Source organism: Nitrosomonas sp. sh817 (genome assembly GCF_030908545.1).
Classification (GTDB): Bacteria; Pseudomonadota; Gammaproteobacteria; order Burkholderiales; family Nitrosomonadaceae; genus Nitrosomonas.
In genome coordinates this window covers 1,251,634-1,270,550 of record NZ_CP133083.1, presented here as the reverse complement: position 1 = coordinate 1,270,550, position 18,917 = coordinate 1,251,634, and the positions used below count along the sequence as shown (strand labels likewise).

Annotated in this window: 25 protein-coding genes; 6 read left to right on the top strand and 19 right to left on the bottom strand. The window is 51.6% G+C overall.

Going from position 1 to position 18,917, the window contains the following annotated elements; genetic code table 11:
• Positions 1–23: 23 nt before the first annotated feature.
• The 3 genes from phoR to msrB all read left to right on the top strand — a co-directional run bounded on the left by phoR (position 24) and on the right by msrB (position 3,103).
• Complete coding sequence (gene phoR / locus RBH92_RS06050; RefSeq protein ID WP_307933713.1) at positions 24–1,346, top strand: phosphate regulon sensor histidine kinase PhoR; 1,323 nt, start codon at positions 24–26, stop codon at positions 1,344–1,346.
• Positions 1,347–1,460: 114 nt separating this feature from the next.
• Positions 1,461–2,348 (top strand): DUF6279 family lipoprotein, encoded by an 888-nt coding sequence (locus RBH92_RS06045; protein WP_307933712.1) that lies wholly within the window; start codon positions 1,461–1,463, stop codon positions 2,346–2,348.
• Positions 2,349–2,584: 236 nt separating this feature from the next.
• The gene (gene msrB, locus RBH92_RS06040; RefSeq protein ID WP_307933711.1) at positions 2,585–3,103 is read left to right on the top strand and encodes a peptide-methionine (R)-S-oxide reductase MsrB; all 519 of its coding nucleotides are present in this window, start codon (positions 2,585–2,587) and stop codon (positions 3,101–3,103) included.
• 223 nt (positions 3,104–3,326) lie between these two features.
• On the opposite strand, the gene RBH92_RS06035 is transcribed toward msrB, so the two are convergent.
• The gene (locus tag RBH92_RS06035; RefSeq protein ID WP_307933710.1) at positions 3,327–4,295 is read right to left on the bottom strand and encodes a class I SAM-dependent methyltransferase; all 969 of its coding nucleotides are present in this window, start codon (positions 4,293–4,295) and stop codon (positions 3,327–3,329) included.
• A 390-nt stretch (positions 4,296–4,685) separates the two neighbouring features.
• On the opposite strand from RBH92_RS06035, the gene RBH92_RS06030 reads away from it, so the two are divergent.
• Positions 4,686–5,288, top strand: coding sequence for a PEP-CTERM sorting domain-containing protein (locus tag RBH92_RS06030; protein WP_307933709.1), 603 nt, complete (start codon positions 4,686–4,688; stop codon positions 5,286–5,288).
• 83 nt (positions 5,289–5,371) lie between these two features.
• Here the strand turns inward: RBH92_RS06030 and RBH92_RS06025 are convergent, their stop codons facing one another.
• The 4 genes from RBH92_RS06025 to RBH92_RS06010 form a co-directional block, all read right to left on the bottom strand.
• Positions 5,372–6,646, bottom strand: coding sequence for a M10 family metallopeptidase C-terminal domain-containing protein (locus tag RBH92_RS06025; RefSeq protein WP_307933708.1), 1,275 nt, complete (start codon positions 6,644–6,646; stop codon positions 5,372–5,374).
• A gap of 182 nt (positions 6,647–6,828) precedes the next feature.
• Positions 6,829–7,263: a hemerythrin domain-containing protein gene (locus tag RBH92_RS06020; protein ID WP_307933707.1), complete on the bottom strand. Its 435-nt coding sequence runs from the start codon at positions 7,261–7,263 to the stop codon at positions 6,829–6,831.
• A gap of 11 nt (positions 7,264–7,274) precedes the next feature.
• Positions 7,275–8,981, bottom strand: coding sequence for an amidohydrolase family protein (locus tag RBH92_RS06015; protein WP_307933706.1), 1,707 nt, complete (start codon positions 8,979–8,981; stop codon positions 7,275–7,277).
• Entirely contained in the window at positions 8,978–9,793 is an 816-nt protein-coding gene (locus RBH92_RS06010; protein ID WP_307933705.1) for a uracil-DNA glycosylase family protein, read from the bottom strand. The genes RBH92_RS06015 and RBH92_RS06010 overlap by 4 nt, the downstream gene beginning before the upstream one ends.
• 381 nt (positions 9,794–10,174) lie before the next feature.
• On the opposite strand from RBH92_RS06010, the gene RBH92_RS06005 reads away from it, so the two are divergent.
• Positions 10,175–10,843, top strand: a complete 669-nt coding sequence (locus RBH92_RS06005; RefSeq protein ID WP_307933704.1) for an FxDxF family PEP-CTERM protein — start codon at positions 10,175–10,177, stop codon at positions 10,841–10,843.
• A 69-nt stretch (positions 10,844–10,912) separates the two neighbouring features.
• Here RBH92_RS06005 and RBH92_RS06000 read toward each other — a convergent pair whose 3' ends face one another.
• From RBH92_RS06000 to fabF, 13 genes are all read right to left on the bottom strand, one after another.
• Positions 10,913–12,112: an alpha/beta fold hydrolase gene (locus RBH92_RS06000; RefSeq protein WP_307933703.1), complete on the bottom strand. Its 1,200-nt coding sequence runs from the start codon at positions 12,110–12,112 to the stop codon at positions 10,913–10,915.
• Between the two features lie 57 nt (positions 12,113–12,169).
• Entirely contained in the window at positions 12,170–12,625 is a 456-nt protein-coding gene (locus tag RBH92_RS05995) for an SRPBCC family protein (protein ID WP_307933702.1), read from the bottom strand.
• 39 nt (positions 12,626–12,664) lie between these two features.
• Positions 12,665–12,988, bottom strand: coding sequence for a type II toxin-antitoxin system PemK/MazF family toxin (locus RBH92_RS05990; RefSeq protein WP_307933701.1), 324 nt, complete (start codon positions 12,986–12,988; stop codon positions 12,665–12,667).
• A complete protein-coding gene (locus RBH92_RS05985) occupies positions 12,988–13,242 on the bottom strand; it encodes an AbrB/MazE/SpoVT family DNA-binding domain-containing protein (RefSeq protein WP_307933700.1) in 255 nt (84 codons plus the stop codon). The genes RBH92_RS05990 and RBH92_RS05985 overlap by 1 nt, the downstream gene beginning before the upstream one ends.
• A gap of 118 nt (positions 13,243–13,360) precedes the next feature.
• A complete protein-coding gene (locus tag RBH92_RS14960) occupies positions 13,361–13,447 on the bottom strand; it encodes a hypothetical protein (protein WP_374049965.1) in 87 nt (28 codons plus the stop codon).
• A gap of 186 nt (positions 13,448–13,633) precedes the next feature.
• The gene (locus RBH92_RS05975) at positions 13,634–13,960 is read right to left on the bottom strand and encodes an addiction module protein (protein ID WP_307933698.1); all 327 of its coding nucleotides are present in this window, start codon (positions 13,958–13,960) and stop codon (positions 13,634–13,636) included.
• Entirely contained in the window at positions 13,957–14,352 is a 396-nt protein-coding gene (locus RBH92_RS05970; RefSeq protein ID WP_307933697.1) for a hypothetical protein, read from the bottom strand. Before RBH92_RS05970 ends, RBH92_RS05975 begins: the two co-directional genes overlap by 4 nt.
• A gap of 74 nt (positions 14,353–14,426) precedes the next feature.
• Entirely contained in the window at positions 14,427–14,636 is a 210-nt protein-coding gene (locus tag RBH92_RS05965) for a type II toxin-antitoxin system HicA family toxin (protein ID WP_307933696.1), read from the bottom strand.
• Positions 14,629–14,850: a type II toxin-antitoxin system HicB family antitoxin gene (locus tag RBH92_RS05960; RefSeq protein WP_307933695.1), complete on the bottom strand. Its 222-nt coding sequence runs from the start codon at positions 14,848–14,850 to the stop codon at positions 14,629–14,631. The genes RBH92_RS05965 and RBH92_RS05960 overlap by 8 nt, the downstream gene beginning before the upstream one ends.
• 187 nt (positions 14,851–15,037) lie before the next feature.
• On the bottom strand, positions 15,038–15,697 hold the full coding sequence (locus RBH92_RS05955; protein WP_307933694.1) for a PEP-CTERM sorting domain-containing protein: 660 nt from the start codon (positions 15,695–15,697) through the stop codon (positions 15,038–15,040).
• A gap of 172 nt (positions 15,698–15,869) precedes the next feature.
• Positions 15,870–16,616: a hypothetical protein gene (locus RBH92_RS05950; RefSeq protein WP_307933693.1), complete on the bottom strand. Its 747-nt coding sequence runs from the start codon at positions 16,614–16,616 to the stop codon at positions 15,870–15,872.
• 119 nt (positions 16,617–16,735) lie between these two features.
• Positions 16,736–16,990: an acyl carrier protein gene (locus tag RBH92_RS05945; protein WP_307933692.1), complete on the bottom strand. Its 255-nt coding sequence runs from the start codon at positions 16,988–16,990 to the stop codon at positions 16,736–16,738.
• Between the two features lie 22 nt (positions 16,991–17,012).
• Complete coding sequence (gene fabF, locus RBH92_RS05940; RefSeq protein WP_307933691.1) at positions 17,013–18,230, bottom strand: beta-ketoacyl-ACP synthase II; 1,218 nt, start codon at positions 18,228–18,230, stop codon at positions 17,013–17,015.
• 61 nt (positions 18,231–18,291) lie between these two features.
• Here fabF and RBH92_RS05935 point away from each other — a divergent pair, with 61 nt between their 5' ends.
• Complete coding sequence (locus tag RBH92_RS05935; RefSeq protein ID WP_307933690.1) at positions 18,292–18,450, top strand: hypothetical protein; 159 nt, start codon at positions 18,292–18,294, stop codon at positions 18,448–18,450.
• A 130-nt stretch (positions 18,451–18,580) separates the two neighbouring features.
• Here the strand turns inward: RBH92_RS05935 and RBH92_RS05930 are convergent, their stop codons facing one another.
• A complete protein-coding gene (locus RBH92_RS05930; RefSeq protein WP_307933689.1) occupies positions 18,581–18,868 on the bottom strand; it encodes a hypothetical protein in 288 nt (95 codons plus the stop codon).
• Between the last annotated feature and the right edge of the window lie 49 nt (positions 18,869–18,917).

Sequence of the window (18,917 nt, the reverse complement as noted above, 5' to 3'; positions counted from 1 at the left end):
ATTTTTATTTTGGAATGATTTAAGTGTCGGATATTTGGCAACGCTCCACTAATATTATTTTAATCGTTTGTATTACCGCCATCATCTGGATGATTTTTGGAGCTGTAAAAGCTTTGGTCTTTTCCAGTTTAATTTTGCTATGGATGGTGTTTCACCATATCCGTCATCTTGTTATTCTGGAGCGATGGCTGCAGTTATCCGACCACACTCCGGGAAGCATTCCCGCCGGCTCCGGTGCTTGGGATGATGTGTTTGCGCATTTGGCGCGCTATGTCCGCCGGCATAGTCAAAGCCGGGAATTGCTCAGTCTTGCGCTGAAGCGTATGCAAAATGTAACGTCCGCGATGCCCGATGGTATTGTTATCCTGGATGAAAACGATCGGATTGAATGGTGCAATCCGATCGCCGAACAGCATTTGGGGATCGACTTATCGCTGGATGCCGGTCAACAAATCACCTATCTGGTGCGGCAGATACCATTCGTGGAGTATTTAGCGGCCCGTCAGTTTAGTAATCCATTGATTCTGAAACAAACACGCATGCAGAATTTGATCATTTCTTTGCAATTGGTGCCCTACGGATTTAATCAAAAGCTACTGATTAGCAGGGATATTACGCGATTCGAGAAAATCGAAACCATGCGCCGTGATTTTATCGCCAATGTTTCTCATGAATTACGTACACCTTTAACCGTCATTAGCGGTTTTCTTGAAACTTTATCGTCCAATGAGCATTTGAATCCGGAATTTCATCAACGGGCTTTGGCATTAATGACGGAACAAACCGAGCGGATGCAACATTTGATTGAAGATTTGTTAATTTTGTCACGATTGGAAAATGAGCAAAATAAAATTAAAGAAAAAACGGTGAATGTTGTCCGCTTGCTGCAAGGTATTTTATTGGATGCCGAGTCCATCAGTGCGGGATGTCATCATATTAAATTAAATATTGCTTCTGAAGATCAATTGCTTGGTAGTGAAGAAGAATTGCGCAGCGCGTTTAGTAATTTAATCAGTAACGCGATTCGCTACACACCGAGCAATGGTGAAATTAGCATTAATTGGGAAAAACATAATGGTCAGGGGTTATTTTTTGTGCAAGACAGTGGAATCGGCATCGAACCAGAGCACATACCCCGTTTGACAGAACGTTTTTATCGAGTGGATAACAGCCGTTCGCGGGAAACCGGCGGCACCGGATTGGGACTTGCCATTGTGAAGCATGTGTTAAGCCGCCATGACGCCCATTTGGAAATTACTAGTCAGGTCGGCAAAGGGAGCCGGTTTGCGGTCTTGTTTCCTGCCGGGCGATTGATTGCTGCTAATCGTACCGACATCGAAAGTTAATGGTGCCATTTACTGTAAGCAGGTAGCAGTGATCGGCCGTCTGCCGGTTGCAATCCCCCAAAAAACAACCATTGGTCACTCAATGGTTGTTTACTTGCTGCCTAGAACTCTAAGATGATGATTAAAAGAAAAATTATTATTTTTTGTTGTTTTGCACTGCTGAGCGGTTGCAGTCTGCTGCGCTTAAGTTATAACCATGGACCTCAGTTAACGTGGTGGTGGATCGATAGCTATGCCGGCTTCAACAATGAGCAAACATCGTTAGTGAAACACGCGATTGACCAATGGTTTGATTGGCATCGCGACTCTCAATTGTTGCATTACGCCGATTGGTTATCCGCAGTGCGGGAACAAGCCGATGGCGAGATTACTTCAACGCAAGTTTGCCAATGGTCTGATGAATTACAAAAATTAATGGCTCCGTCCATTGACCATGCCGTGCATCTCAGCACACCGGTGGTTTTGAGTCTGAACAAAACTCAGTGGCATCATATTGAGCGGCGTTTTGCAAAGAATAACGATGAGTTACGCAACGATTTTTTACAAGCTAACCTTACCGACCGGCATAAAGCATCGATAAAGCGCACGGTTAAACGCATTAAAAACCTTTATGGAGATATTACCGAAACACAGCGGCAACTCATCAATACCAGCGTCGCCACCTCACCATTCAATCCGGAGCTATGGTTAGCTGAACGCCAACGCCGGCAGCAAATAACCTTGCAGATATTTAACCAATTGGTTGAAGATTTGATTCCGGTTGAACAAGCTTCCATCGTTCTTCGTAACACGTTAGAGCATACCATTCGTTCAGACGATCCTGATTACCGCGCTTATCAATTGAGAATGACGGAATTTACTTGTGACTTTATTGCGCGAATGCACAATAGCACTAATCAAACGCAACGCCGGCACATGCATGAGAAATTAACAAACTGGGAGAAAGATCTGCGCGCATTATTTGAGGAGCGCCGCCGGATTGATGCAGCGGAAACCCGGTAATTTATGCCGGGTGGATGGATGATCTATTGGAATTTCTAGGGAAGCGCTGATTAATTCAACGAACGTGATGAAGGGCGAGGCGCACGGAACGCAACAACCGGGACATATCAATCTGATAGGCGAAGGAGTGAGTACCGCGCAACGAAGCAACTTGCTCGTGCAGTCAATTAATCAGCGCTTCCCTAGCCTGCTGTTTGATCCGCTGGCAAGTATCTTCGAAAATTTGGAGAGGTTTTATGAAACGACGCACTGTATTACAAACGCTTGCCGTAGCGGCGGCATTGCCGCTGATTCCGGCTTGTTTTCGAGGCAACGTGGTTGGCGAAGCCGCCGATCCGGTCACACCGCTCATCAAGCCGCATGAAGAATGGCGCAAATTACTCTCGCCCAGAGCTTATGAAATCCTGTTTGAGGAAGCCACGGAACGCCCGGAATCCAGTAATCTGGTATATGAGGACCGCGAAGGCACATTCATTTGCGCCGCTTGTTATCTGCCGTTATTCGACAGCACGCATAAATATGAAAGCTGGACCGGCTGGCCCAGTTTCACCCAGCCGATTCCGGGCCACATCGCCACCAAGCTGGATTTCAAATTGATCAAACCGCGCACGGAATACCATTGCGCGCGTTGCGGCGGGCACCAAGGCCATGTGTTTAAAGACGGCCCGCCGCCCCGTGGCGAACGCTGGTGCAACAACGGCTACGCGCTCAATTTCGTGCCCAAGGACGAACCATTGCCTGCGCTCAGAAGCTGAGCAATGCATTGAAGGCTGATAATCCTGACCGATTTTATCGCAGCGGAACCAGGCGCAGCAGCCCTTCGCGACTTCCCTAAGGAAATGCTGATTAATTCAACGAATGAGATGAAGCACGAGGCGCACGGAACGCAACAACCGAGACCTATCAATAAGATAGGCGAGGAAGCGAGTGCCGCGCAATGAAGTGATTCGCTCACGCAGTCAATTAATCAGCGTTTCCCTAAGGGTGTGAACGCAACCAAAATGCATCGCCATGCCGTTCAACTTCGGCAAACGCCGCGCCTTCCCAGATTGGCGCAATCTTAGCGGCCAGTTCCGGCCGTTTGCTGACAGCCCAAGACGGCAGAATAATTTCCATGCCGGCATGGCCGCCGAGAAGAAACATCGCCAGCAAATACTGCTCGTTGTAGTAACGCGTTGCCCATTCGGGCGGATAATCATCCGGCAGAAAAATGTCATGGAAACCGATCGCCACGTCCGGCGGCAATGCCGGCAGCAATTCCAGCATGGCGACTGTCACATCGCTATTTTGAAATGCGCGATGCGAGCAATCGATAAAGCAGACATCGCCGGAACAGATGCGAGCCTGCAGCAATGCGCAAATATCTTCGAGCGGCGCACGCAACACTTCGTCACAAAGCTGGTCAATCTCAGCTCGCGGGAACGGATCGATCGAAACAATGCGAGTCGGCAAATTACCGTCTACAATCGCCCGTTTCACGAAGCGGGTCGAATTGCCGGAACCCACTTCCCAATAGACTGCGGGTTTACGCGCACGCACCAGGGCATACAGAGCGGCGCCGTCCAATCCCGGCAACCAGCCATTGATCCAGCGCGGCGTGTCATGATCTTCCAGCGCACGCGCGGGGATGTTGCGTAAATCCTCGCGATACCCCGCAATCGTTTCGAGTGTCGCAATGATAGGCTTTTCGTTGCGCCAAATAATTTTTTCTAAGAAAACATGCGCCGGCAACCCCCAGGAATTTCCCCAGCGCGTCCGCGGATGAACCGGATAATCCAGCGGTATCACCGTATCCGGCAGAGGTGGCGGCGCAGGCTGCGCAATCGCGGCTGGAATTATGCCGGCTTGAAGCCGCGCGGCAATCCGATGCGCAAGCGCATCCAGCAATCGCCGGCCCAGGTTGATAACCGGCGCTGTGAACCAATCCAGTAAATTTTTGGAAGCCATAAACAACAATGTGAGATCAATTGAAAGCGGTGCATTGAAGAAGCCAATGCATTGCGTGGTGATTCATGTGTCCGCCTGGAAAACAGCGCACATCAGCAAGCGGATTGAATGTACTGAATGTGCCATTCGATGTCAAACCGGTTAATGCAATAAATCCGCGATCCGGAAACTCTTTAGAACCGGCCAGCACGATAGCCTTTTTACACCGGCAATTAATCACTCCCTAGTACAAACGTACTAAAAAAACAGTATAGTTATGCCATTACTTTCGCGCGAACTTCGATATAAAGTGCGGTGGCGCGTTTTCTTTATTAGAACAATCAACGGATTATTGCCCGGCATCCCGTTGAACACCGCAATACCCTATTTATTTAGCAAGGAGACAGAACAATGGATTTAACAACAAAATGGCTTTCGACATCGTTGCGTCGCGGCATTATTGGCGCAGCTGCAATGCTGGCTGTAAGCAATGCTCAGGCAGTGGATTTCCAACTGGTATCGCATATTGGCGATAACTATAGCTACACCCTGACCTATGGCCCGAACGACAATATGTGGTTTGTTGAAAATGGCAATGTGCACGCAACCATCCAGCTTTCAGGCTTATTTGGCGTCACCAGCGTATTCGGACCGCTCGATAACGATTTTCCTTCCGGTCCAATCCACGATGGCCAATTCAATTGGACCGGATCGGTGCTATTCGGCGGGTCGGTCGTACGCTTTACCATGCTGGATGAAGACGTCGGCACCGGCAATTTCGGAACGGATAAGCATGTGTTTGGTTTCACGCTGGTTGCACCCGGCACCAGCCCGATCGATAAAATCATCCTTGATACCAATGGCTTCTACAGCGGCCACACGTTGGCGGATCGCGATGTGCATATGCTCATTTCCGGACCGGGCATTCCGGCCGTACCGGAACCTTCCACATATCTGATGCTGTTAGCCGGATTGCTCGGTATCGGCACTTGGATACGGCGGCGCCAAAGCTGAGTTTTTATTCCTCATGCGGGCGCTTTCAAGCAGCGTTCTGGCGCCAACCGGGAGGCCCGCTTTATCTGCTCCCAAACCATTCGCTATAAAGCGGTAAAGATTACATCATTGACCGATAACGCGGTCGATTGCAGCAATACACCGGTGAACGTGATGCTGGCGATGTCGTCGACAAAATGCACGACAACATCGTTTCCAGCAGCTTCGATGCTGGTAATGAACGGCGCCAATTGATCAAAATTGTTCAGTCCCAATTGGGTATCGAAAGCCACCTTATCCGCGCCGGGTACGAAATCCTGGAAACGATAATGACCGACATTGGCCAGCCCGAAGATATCGAATCCATTGCCCCCCGATAAGACATCGTTACCCAATTGCCCGACCAGCGTATCGTTGCCATTGTTACCGGTTAAGGTGTTATCGCTGCTGTTGCCGATCAACTTATCGTCATTTAAACCGCCAATGGCGTTTTCGATCACCGAATTCAGGCCTATCGACAGATTATCCTGCGCCGGCTCACTGTCCGGTGTTACTCCAACGGAACTCAGCGTGCCGGGAGCCGCAACGTTCAGATTTAACGTAACGGGCACCGTAACGTTGGATGCATTCAGCGTATCGACACCGCCATCGTCATAAATGGTTTGAACGAAGTGGCCGCTTTGATCGGTCAACCGGTAGGTATCGTCGCCGGTGTTCACCAGTTTTGCATTGTATAAATACGACAACGCCGCATAATCGTACGGTCCGAGGTTAATGCGCTCCAACCCCTGGCTCTGCGTCGTGTACGACATGATGCTGTACAACTCCGAATCTTCCACACCCGTCAGATAAGGCCCTTCAGTCGTACCCGGATCATCGGGTGACGAGGTCGCGTTGTAATTACCGGGATGTTTTAAACCGAGGGTATGACCGATTTCGTGAATCAACGTCGAATAGGCATTGGTGCCTTTAATCACATTCGCCGTTTGTGCGGCATCCGCTCCATTATTGATGTAGAGATCGCCAGCGGTATCACCGGTGGACTGATCCGGATAATATGCGTAACCGACGGATTCCGTTTGCAGATTATTTCCAAAGCGTAGCTGGCCGTAGGTTGATGCGGTATCGGTAACTTCGGTGAAAACAAGATTAAAATGCGAAGCAAGCGTCGTTAAAATTTCGCGCACCGCAACTTTCTGATCATTGGTCATTACGCTAAAGTTATTACCATCCACTGCAGGGTCGGCATAGCTCGGCAAAGCCGACATAAAACTGTAAGTCACCGTCACCGTCGATCCGCCCGGTGTGGTAGGATTCCAGCGAATATCGCTGCCGGCAAGCACTGCGTCAACGCGATAATCATTGGTAATATTCGGCATATCGTTCTCCTTCGGTAAAAATATCAAATTGCGATCCAATTTCGAGAGAATTTAATTTTAATGGAGGCTTATTCCGGTCATTTGAATGGATATCGCTGTTTAACAGGCTTAATTCGAAGCTTGGGAAGCAGAAAGAACGATGCCAGGCGCAACAGAAAATCTGTAAACCCGGGAATACCCGGTCAGCAGCCGTTTTCCTCACGTTGTTCAAGCGGCTCAACGTTGTCAATTTTCGCATCGAGAATCGGTTGCAGTTGCGGAAATAGCACACGCTCTTCAAAACGCACATGCGAAGCCAGCAAATCACCTAACTGTTGTAACCTCGCCAGCGGCTCTCTCGTACTGGATTCAACGATCAAACCACGCAACAGGGCGTGGTCACTCAGAATGCGCGAAATGGTTTCCATCGCCAATTGATTTTTCATAGCCTGGAGCAATTGTTCTTCCTGTGCGAAATGACTCGCCATCACCGACCGCCAATGCTCTTCTATCTTAACCAGAACTTCCTCACATGCGGTTGGATCCGCACTTTCAACCGCCTTGCGCGCGGCCCGCGCCAAAACCAGCGCCGTGTGATGATCGCGTGACAGGGATAATAAAGCGCCGCTGCGAGGCATCGTCACACCGGTTAATACAAGGTTGGAAGACCGGTTTTCACGTAACCGGGGAGGTTTTTCTGGTTTGCGATGCGATCGAGAAAATCCGGATCGCCGGCAACGGTCAGCGGATCCAGCGGCAACGGCTGGACAATCTGCGAAAGCGGCGCGGCGGCACGCTCCAGTCCGCGCACTGCACCGGTCGGTTCAACCGCGCCAGCCAATGACAATCGTGGACGCAAATCCATCCCGGAATCCTCCAATTCATCAAGCGCGATTGTCCATTCCTGCGGTTGCGCTAATTGGTTGCCCAATTTTGCCAGCATCACACGCGGCGCTGCCGCGGGCTGTTCCAGTTCGCGCGCGATTTCAGGCAGACGTGAAAGTGCTTTGCGCAACAATGCCGCGGCGGATTTTAATGTAAGACTTCCCATCGACGGATCGGCGGTTTGTTGTTGCAGAAAAATCACCCGCCGCAATCCGCCGATGCGCAGCGTCTCACCCGCCACACCCAGACTTTGCATCAAACCGGGCAAACCGTAACGCGGCACACCGTTAATCATGACCAGCCGGATCGCGGTCTCTTTCGCTTGCAGCAGGTTTGCGTAAGGATCGTCCGTTTGATGCGAAACAACGATCAAATCGGCGCGTTTCCCCTGCTCCAGCGAACCCAGCACATCTTCCCATTGCAAAATCGCTGCCGCATTGCGGGTTGCCATGGCGAGGATGTCGCGATCGCTGAAAACCGCTCCGGATGCCTGGCTGACCAGCCGCGCGACTTTCAGCTCTCCCAGCAAATTCTTGCTGCCCGACGGCGACCAGTCGGAGCCGATGCCGATGCGCACCCCGGCAGCTTTGGCTGCCGCGATGTCGGCAGTTTTGCCGTACAACAACAGATTGCTGAGCGGCGACCAGATCATTGCACCACCGTTCCGGCCATAAACGCCAAAATCGGCTTGAGTCAGCCCCGCGCAATGAATGCCGGCCAATTGCCGGGTGATCGCCCAGTGTTCATCCGGTAATTGCAGCGACAAAAAATGCTTTCTTGCCGCTTGATCGATTCCTTCGCTTAAATGCAGCAAAAAGCATGAGGCTTTCTTCAACTGTGAAAAGAAACGCTGCGCATCCTTGGCGTCGACATCGGCAATCCGCGTATCCGCCTCGGGCAATGCCGCCTCATCCGTTTGCTCGACATTGCGCACAATACCGCGATAATAACGCCGGATGCCGGCGTTGCTGAACAACTGTATACCCTGGCTGGTGGTCACGCCGCCGACCAAACTTTTGCATTCGACATAGCGGATCAGCGCCGGCACCAGTTGCGGCGATTTGCCGATGATCTGCATCGGGCCGCTGATCAACTTGCGGTATTCCGGAATGCCGGACCATTGGTTACGGTTGCTGAATTGTTTCGGCACATCCCACAAACATAGCGCGTTATACGCCAGATGATTGTGCAATTCGATCAGACCGGGATAAATCGTGCCGCCGCTTTGAATCACCGGAATTCCCTCAAATCCCGCAGGCATCGGAGCAGACACCGGGGCAATTGCCGCAATGCTGCCGTGTTCGATGTAAATCACGCCATCCGCAATAACCTCGAACGACTCGTTCATCGTAACGATGCGTCCTCGCAGCGCCAGTTTTCCGCCGCTTGCCGGATCGACCGGCTGTTCGCGATTTTTACCGCGAACGTTTTGGGCCGATTTCGAGTGATTTCGTTGTAAGGTATTCATCATTTTGGCACCACGCCTTTGGGAACGGTGAGCGTGATATTCCGCCGCTTGGCAAGCAGGTCTTTACCTACCCGGCGCGCCCAATTATCCGATTCACGCATCCATGCCGGAAGCCCCGGCGGAAAGTCAAAGTCTGGAATTGCGACCTTATCGCCCGGTTGCCAAGTATCGCCATATAAAATCAAGGGCTGTTCGCGGTCGGGATGCTGGATCGCAGTATGCAGCGTTTGCAAGGCTGTGTTCCATTGACTTAGCATCTTTCGGGTCTCATCGCGCAGTTTTTGCTTATCGCCATCCGAAGCGCTTTCGGGTTTGGTCGGATGCGGAATCATTACTTGCAGTGCTGAAAAATTCCGGCCATCCGGTGTTGCCGCCCAGGTTTTCCAGGCCTCATCCGCCAATACTCCCATTGTCACCACCGCTTCAATCTTTTGCGTGGTCAGTAGCGCTTTTAACCAACGATGCCGGTAATCGGCGATCGCCGCGGATTTTCTGATTTTGGCAGGAACAGCGCCATACACGCTGTACAAAAACGTATTGATCATGACATAACTGCGGTCGATACCGAGTTTCGCCAAAAACCCCTGGATCCGCTGCCCGGCTTCGCCCACCAAAATCCGCCGCACAATCGCTTCATTCTGCGCCGGATCCTGTCCGATCAACAACACGCGCGCCGAACCGTCGAGCCGTCCGCGATGGAAAATAGGTCCCCATTCGATACGAAAATTTTCAATGGGATATACCACAGAATTGGGGTAATCCTGGCACAAACCTATAAACGGTTCTTCGAGATAACCGGAGTCGAATAAATGCATGGCTGCCTCCCTGTATCATTACGAACATTTAGTTGGGCACCGCAAAAACTGCAATCTTGATGATGAACTCACAAAAACTAGTACATTTGTCCTGTTTATTAAGGATCATCTTACTACAGAATTAAATCTTGCCAGCGGTTAGTATACATAGCCCTTGCTAAACATAGCGTTAAGTATTTCTTCAAGGAAGCGCTGATTAATTCGGCGAACGTGATGAAGTGCGAGGCGCACGGAACGCAGTAACCGAGGCATATCAATCAGATAGACGAGGGAGCGAGTACCGCGCAACGATACAACTCGTCTGTGCAGTCAATCAATCTGTGTTTCCTTAAGTTTGGCAAGCCAAGGTTTTTTTATTCACACATTCAGAAGGTGAACATTATGAAACGTTTATTACCCCTTGCATTAGGATCTTTGATCACCGCTTTTGCATCCACTTCCGCTTTTGCTGTGCCCGTATCATGGACGGATTGGACTTCTTCCACCGATTCGTTTTCTGCAAGCGGCAGCTTATCGGTCGGATCGGAGTCGGTCAGCGTTGGATATTCCGCCACCGGCGCACACGCGTTTGTCACCACCGGCCCTGGAACCAACTATTGGACAGGATCCGCTTATACCAACGGCACCGTTGATAACGCACCGCCGGCATCCGACATTATCGCGCTGAGTTCAGGCGGTACTGTCACCATTACGTTCTCGCAAACCGTGATCGATCCCTATATCGCCCTCGCGAGTTGGAACGGCAACACCGTCGATTTCGGCGTGCCAATCGAGATCGACAGCTTCGGTCCGGGATATTGGGGTAACGGCACACCGGCCTTGAATCCGGGCGGCACCGGTTTCTTCGGCTCCGGCGAGGTCCATGGCGTTATCCGCTTACCTGGTTCATTCGATTCCATCTCGTTTACCCATACCAGTGAGAACTGGCACGGCTTCACCGTTGGTGTCGCCGGTATCGCGCCGGTTCCGGAACCTGAAACCTACGCCATGTTATTGGTTGGATTGGGTTTACTCGGCTTCGCAGCGCGCCGCAGACAACAAGCCGCTTAATCCGGTTTATCCGGTATTCACAGCAAATCCCGCTCGCGTAGCGGGATTTGTTTTTAGCGTTGAAAATCGCTACGGTTGCACATGCATCTGGCGATGAATCCATTGTTCAATCGAATCCAATAACCCCGTACGCAGCGGTTCTTTTAGAAATACATGCTGATGGTAAATCAAACCCGGCAGCTTGCGGATTTCATTCGCAGAATTTCGCTTCAACGTCGCACCGGCAAATTCTTCGCTACCCCAAGCCGGAGTAATCGGATCCCGTTCCGCATAAATCAGGTAGTACGGGATCGGGAAATCTGCCATTTGGCGGCGGAAATTCACGACTTCCTGCTCGATCCCTTTGACGTAACGCAACAGGCTGCGGCGTACGATCCAGTGATCGGCGCGCAACCGCGCTTTTTCCACATCGCTGTCGGTCAGATAATCCGTCACCCAGGCCGGTGAAACCGGTGTAAAGAAGTTGCGCAATCCCGGCCAGGAAAACACCTCGAACAAACCGTCCAATACCGGCACCGTCACCAGCGAGAACGCTTGATTGAACAGCAATAAGGGCAACGGCTCATCGTGCGGATGCAAAAAATGCGTTTCAGCGTGGAACGACAGCTTGATCAATGGATTAGCAATCCAGCCGCGCCAGCCCGGCGGTTCGCTCACGGCAAACGCGGGCGCGAGAAAAACCACGCCTTGCAACCGTTGAGCCAAAGCCGATTGCGGATGTTTGAGCAGATACGATGCAGTCACCAGCCCGCCCAGGCTATGCGCCACGATGAACACCGGCCGTTGCGGGTCGCCTTGCGCATCGCACTGCGCGATGAAGGCTTGCAACGCGCGGCCAAATGTTTGCCGCAACGGCTCCAGATCGTACAAATCCGATTGCGCCAGATACGCATCGCCGACATCGACTCGCTCAACTCCCTCCGCCAGCGCCTGATCCGCACGGCGCAACTCCGGATTGGAAAGGCCATGCGCATAATGATCGAACCCGGCCACGAAAAAATGCCGCGAGAAATAGCGCGCCACCTCGCCGTAGCGCCCGATATGCTCGTTCATGCCGTGCACCAGCAGTACACAGGCGGTTGATTGATCCGGTTGCGCCGGTGACAACGTACGCAAAATCAACGGCGCTTCACCGCCCTGCCCGATCACCGTTTCTTCCCCCCAGCGTGGATAAGGCGTGGTAACCAACGGATGATGAACACAACCGGAAAGCGTGATCAACAAGAGAAAAAGAACCGGTAAGACCGTGAAGCGATGGTTGTGGTGCATTGCCGTTATACGATTAACGCCGCAAAAAACGGCGAAATGAAAGTAATGTCTGGCTTCTCACAAAGGTTGATCCGGAATCCCGGCTTCGACAAGCCGAGTCAACAGCGTCAGCGATTCCTGCCAGCCAAGGTAGCAGGCTTCAGCCGGAATCACCGCCGGTATCCCTTCTTGCACGATATCCAACTCGGTGCCGCAGGAAACCGGTTTTAACGAAATCGTCACCTGCATTTCCCCCGGCAGATTCGGGTCGTCGAACTTGTCGGTATAGCGAATACGCTCAAACGGCAGTAATTCCAGATACTCGCCGCCGAATGCATGGCTATGTCCGGTGCTGAAGTTCGTAAAAGACATCCTGAAACGGCCGCCGGTTTTCGCATCGATGTAATGAACCTTCGCGGTAAAACCATCCGGCGGCAGCCATTTAACCAGCGCATCGGCATCCAGAAAAGCCCGGTAAATTCTCTCGGCAGGCGCGCGAAGCACGCGGTGAAGACGAACGGTATTAGTCGACATGATTATTTTCCTCTCGCTAGCGGGTTATTCAACAACCTGTTAATAAGCAAACAATTCATGCAATCGCTGGCACAAATCCATTTGCGTCGCCTCATCAATGAGGCCAAGTTTTTTTACCAGCCGCGTTTTATCGACCGCCCGGATTTGATCGAGCAAAATCAAACCCTGTTTTCCTTTGAAACTACAAGTAACCCGGCAGGGGAATTCAAAACCTTGGGTTGTCATTGGTGCCATCAGCACGGTAGATAAAGCGGAAAGTTCGTCCGGGGAAATCACAACGCAAGGTCTTGTTTTGTTGATTTCCGAGCCTTGCGTCGGGTCGAGTTGCACCAGCCAAACCTGGAACCGCGAAACTTTCGGCATTACCAGTTCCAGTCGTCATCGGAAGACAACGGCGCATTCAGCCATTCCTGATCCAGCGGCTCCGCGCCGTGAGCTTTCAATGTGCCTTCAATGGATTCACCCCAACCTTCTCGCGCCGCTTTCTTGGGCGTAATCAACAAACCGCCCTCCACGACTTGCAATTGCAAATCTTTACCCTCCAAATCAGCCTGTTCGATAAGCGGCTTGGGGATGCGTATGCCTTGGGAATTGCCGATTTTGATGAGATGAGCCATGAGAAACGTGAATAGGTTGCGATATCCGTGCAACTATAGTGTAATTACTTTGAGCACACAAGCAATTCCGTATGGCGGAGTACTTCCAGCTTCCGGCTTACGCAAGTTTGACTGGAATCTAGCCGCGCTGAAGCCAGAAGTCCGGGTGGCGGCGCTGGTGACCGATCGCGAGCACAAGAGTATGCTCAGCCTCGGTGCGGTAGATGATAAGGTAGGGAAATCGCCGCGCCAGAATCTTGCGTGCACCTCGGTGCAGGATTTTCCTCCAAAAGGGTAAAGATACGCTGTATCTCCGCCAGGAAGTCTACGCCCAAGCCTGTAGCTTCTCCTTCATAAAAACGCGCCGCCCGGCGAAGGTCCCCCTGAGCAGCACGCAGCAAGACAATCGGCCTCACGGCTGAAGTTCGGAGCGGAGCCGAGCCAATGCCTCGGCGGCCGAGACGAATTCTTCTTCACCGGCCAAGTAACGCTGGTAGCGCGCCTCAGCCTCCTCTTCCCACGCTTGCTCAATTTCCGAATCCTCATCCAGGCTGGAAATCAATGCTTCGGCCAAGCGGGCCCGGATATGCCGCGGCAGCTTCAGAGCTTCAGCTTCGAGTTGTTCAATGGTCATCACAAAACTCCGGTTCAATCCATTAAAAAAGTACAGCACGGAAGTTAATCGGGCAATCCGGCCAGCCAGCGGCACGCCTCCAGCTTCCGCCTTACGCGGATTCACTGAAGACCACTTCCACCGATGTGTGCTTTGAATCCCTCACGGGCTTCGCCGATGAAAACCAAAAGCTGCCTCTCGGGAACGCGAATGACGGTGATCCCGTTTCGTTCCGCCTCGGTGCACAAAACATCGGCAATCAGATTTTCCGGAACGTAGAGCGTTTTGGGAAGCTGCTGCTTGCGCGCTTTACCGCTGTTTAGCAATCGCTTGGCTTCCATTTCCGGTAATTCGGCGGCAGCGACGGGCACAAATCCGGTACCCAGAATAAAGCAACTCGCCGCGTCCATCAGCGCAATGACATTAAAGCCGCCGTCTGCCTCGGTGGTAATCGGAATCTCGTTTAGCTTGAATACGATCCAAGCCTCATTAACCTGAAATGTTCTAGGGTGGAGCATTGATTTGAACCTGCTGTATAGAAACTTAAAATAAAGCTCAGCGGCGGGCGAAGCAAGTCCGCTGGAGCGTTGCGTTAGGCTTTGTCCTCAGCTTCATTAATGACTTCAAAAAGCTGTTTAATGATTTTTGGGTGTAATATTTCTCCGGCATGACTGGGCAAAACCATTCGATAAGTTCTCTTGATATAAATCCGATGACTTCCTTTTTGCCGATCCAAAACAAACCCACTACGGAGAAGAAGCTTTTCTGCTTCTTTTGCGGTAAGCCTTGGATATTCAGGCACGGATAGCCACTTCTATGGGAGATATGATTACCTTGCGTTTCTGAAGCGCATGTAATTCTTCTGTTTCAAGGCTTTCTAAATATAGTTCAGCAGCCTCTTGAATATTCAAAAGCGCTTCCTCGTAAGTATTGCCCTGCGTTACGCAACCTTTTAATTCAGGAATTTGGGCAAAGTAGCCAAATCCGTCCTTTTCGATAATAGCATTCAGTATCATGTAAATTATTCCTATGCTCAAAAAAAGATTATACCGTTGAAAATGTTGGGGGTTGCAAGTTTATCCCAACCCACGGCCCTATTAATGTTGGTTCACTTTCAGCTTCTGCCTTACGCGGGTTAGCCATGGTGCAATACTTGATTAAACGTCGAAGCCCGCCTCGGCACAAAGAATCACCAGCCGGAACTCAAAAGGCACGCCTCGCGCTGAGATGCCGGAGCGGTGAAGAGAGGTTACGGGCTGAAACCACCAGTATGCACAATCCGGCCAACATCAAAGCGTAACTGGAAGGCTCCGGAATCGAAGGAAGAGGGACAAAATCTGCGTCGATTTGAAGGTAGTTACCATTCCCAGATTGCCGTGGATTGAATGAAATGTGACTTCCAAACGCCACATCACGCAACGAAAAGCCCACGTAAGACCACCCTTCGTCTAGTGCTTCGGAGACAAAGGTTGTTACGTCAAAGCTGTAGGTCGCAAGGTGATTTGGAAATGGTGCAGTAAACAAGAATGTGCCTGCACTTACGTCGAAAGCAGAAATCGGCCCGTCACCCTGATAGCCGCGAAACTCAATCACCGGCTCGCCCTGGAGAGTGGGGTAAGGTGACCTTCCGGTTGCGGTAAGCACGAGAATCGCGCTGTGAAGCCCGACAATCCCAGCAATCGGAAACTCCGCGGCAGCGCGTTGCTCGACAACATACGAATCACCAGGAGGAATCGTACCCAATCCTGGACCCAGATGCGCGTCACCGCACGGAAAACTAAAAATGGGATTACTTGGAGTACCACATGAGGTTTGTTGGTCGCTAGGCAATACGATTGCTACACCAGCATGGACAGTTCCCATGTACAACAGAATAGTGACTGTGGAGATGAGCAGTAGCAACAAGCGACGCATATTGATTGTCATTGCGATGAACATATTTTTGATGATTCTCCTATGTAACAAGATTGGAAGAGTTGTTGCTTGAATGACTAACATTGGAACCAAACCTAGACCAGCAGCGCGGTGCTCTGGGCTACGGCTTGAACGAGGTGTTGGCTCCATGCGCATCCTGAATGATGCGCCTGACAACAGCGCATGATTCCTTGATTCGGGACACTTCTTCCGCTGAGAGCAAGTTGTGGTGAGCCACAAAGTTCCGCGCCTCCGATAAGTAGTCAAGCCTTTCCTGTAGGAGAATGCGTGAAGTAGCGTCTGGAACAAAGTCCTCGTTGTTCGTCAAGATCCTTTTGAGGTGTGAAAACAATGAGAAATCAAGCTCCCCACGACGCCCATCCACAACATAGTGTCTGTATTGTTCCTTCTCTCGTGCGATGTCATCACGTACCTTTGCCGGCAGGTGTGCCAGGTATCCATCGCCAAACCTAGCACAGAGTTTCTCATGAAAGAGGAAGCGGAGGCGATTCTCAACGTCGTACAGCTGGGCATAGGCATCAAGCATGACGAGTAAGTCTGCTTCGAGTCGAGCATCGATCGAGAAGCTAACCGGAACTCGGTGACTGGCCGGATCAATTGCGAAGTAGCCCAAGTCCAACACACGGAGCATCCGATCTTCGCGCTTAGCGACAGCCATTTGTTCAAAGTACCTAATCGCCTCATCGATTGGCCAGAAGTCTGCTTCCACCAAGCGACGCCCCGCAGGTTCCCGTCCGATGTCGCGAATGTCCACTACGTCGGAAGAATACGTGTCGCAGTGAGTGCGGATATTGCGCCGAATCTTGGCAAGCACAGTTTCGTTGAGCGGGAGTGTACGAAGTGGCATAGCGCTTCTGAGGGGCCTAACTACAATTCGACGTCCGAAATGACGCAAACCATTACGTCACTAATGAAATTTAATACGGAATTGTTCACGATATCCCTTTGCGTTGGTTCTGCTCGACTCTACCACCCCCCTTTCGGCGGGTGCGCACTAATATAAGCAATAATATCCCCAACACTACGCAGGGTTTTGACTTCTTCGCCGTCGAAGGTGACGCCGAAGATATCCTCGGCGTCAAACAGCAGTTGAATGGTGTCCATCGAGTCGAGCCCGAGTTCGTCGAATTTGGAGGCGGTGGTGATGGTCGAGGCATCGACATTGTCGACTTTCGACGCGATGAATTCGATCACTTTTGCTTCGAGTTCTGCTGTATCCATGGTTATGGCACCTATTGTGAGTTTAACGGGTTGTATAAATGAGGCTGGCGTTGTTGCCACCGAAGCCGAAGGCATTGCACAGCACGGTGCGCACGTATTTTTGTACGGCGGTGTTGGGCGTATAGTCGAGGTCGCATTCGGGATCGGCTTCGAGCAGGTTGATGGTCGGATGGATAGTGCCGGTTTGCAAGGTCATAATCGCGGCGATGCTGCCGATCGCGGCGGAAGCGCCGATGCTGTGGCCGATCATCGACTTGGTGGCGCTGATCGGGATTTCCGGCGCGCGCTCACCGAATAACTGCTTGATCGCCTTGGTTTCGATGACATCGCCGATCGGTGTCGAAGTGGCGTGGGCGTTAATGTAATCGACCTTGTCCGGGGTCAATCCGGCATCGTCGAGCGCGGCTTGCATTGCGGCGACTTGCCCGCCCATATCCGGCGCGACGATATGCGTCGCATCGCAGGCGCAGCCGTAACCGGCCAATTCCGCATAAATTTTGGCGCCGCGTTGCTGCGCGGCTTCTTCGCGCTCCAGGATCAAAATCCCCGCTCCTTCGCCCATGACGAAGCCGTCGCGGCCTTTGGCGAACGGCCGTGAGGCATGCGCCGGATCGTTATTGAAACCGGTGGACAATGCAAACAACGCTTCGAAACCGGACATCGTCAGCGGCAATACACAGGCTTCCGCGCCGCCGGTCACTACGGCATCGGCTTTACCGCTGCGCAGCAGATCAAGCGCCATGCCGATGGCATTCGCGCCGGATGAGCAAGCGGTGCTGCAGGTTAGATTCACTCCTTTCAGGCCGTATCGCGTGGCGATCCAAGCGCCGGCGGAATTGGTCATGATCCGCGGCACGGAAAATGGCGGGATCGACTTGCTTTGCAGCTTACGCGCCGCGGAGTATTCAAAGGTTGAAAATCCGCCCATGCCGGACCCCAAACAAACGGCCAGCCGCCGCGGTTCGTAACTTTCAAGACTGCCAGCATCGGTCATGGCTTGATTGGCGGCATGCAACGCGAGTTGCGTAAACCGGTCGGTTTGTTCGATTTGCTTGGCGGTTAAAAACGTTGCGGGATCGAAATCGCTGATTTCACCGGCAATCCGGGAGCGCTGTTTGGCAGCATCAAAACTTTGAATACTGGCAATGCCGTTGACACCGTCCACTGCATTTTCCCAGAATTTCTCAACACCGATACCGATCGGTGAAACAATCCCCATTCCAGTTACTACGATATGCATAAGAAATCAAACAGAGAATATTAAGGCAGGAGCTTTTGAAAACAAGTCATAATACTGTTGTTTGGAATATACTGAAAGCCGGAAAGGCTGTCAAACCAGCGGCCGGGCGCCGGATGCCCGGATGATTGTGAAAGACTGCCGAATCAAATCATTACACGCCGGGGAAGGTGATTTCCCCATCGCTTGCCACGATGCCGCCGGGTTTCTAAGGAAACGCTGATTAGACTGCACGAGCGAATCACTTTGTTGCGCGGTACTCGCATCCTCGCCTATCTTGTTTGATATGTCTCGGTTGCTGCGTTCCGTGCGCCTCGTGCTTCCTCTCGTTCGCCGAATTAATCAGCATTTCCCTAAGTTCTGTTTCCGGATTTTTCCCGGCTTTCGACTTTCTTCTTCCATGTGATCGTAACGTAGGTACCGGCATAAGCACCGAGGAAAGCAGCGGCGATATAGATTTTGTTCTCGACATAATTGGTGACGGTAAAAGCGGTCACCAGAATAATCATCGCCGACCAGAAAGCCGCCGCATGCGCCCTTCTTTCCTCCACGTCAATGAAGTAAAGTGTCCAGCACACGTCGGCGAGCGCCATCGCGACCATGATTAAAAAGAAAGTTACCCATGAGAATTCAAAATCCATAATAATCCTATCAAACAACAATCAGCACGCAGTCATCTCAATGCTTACC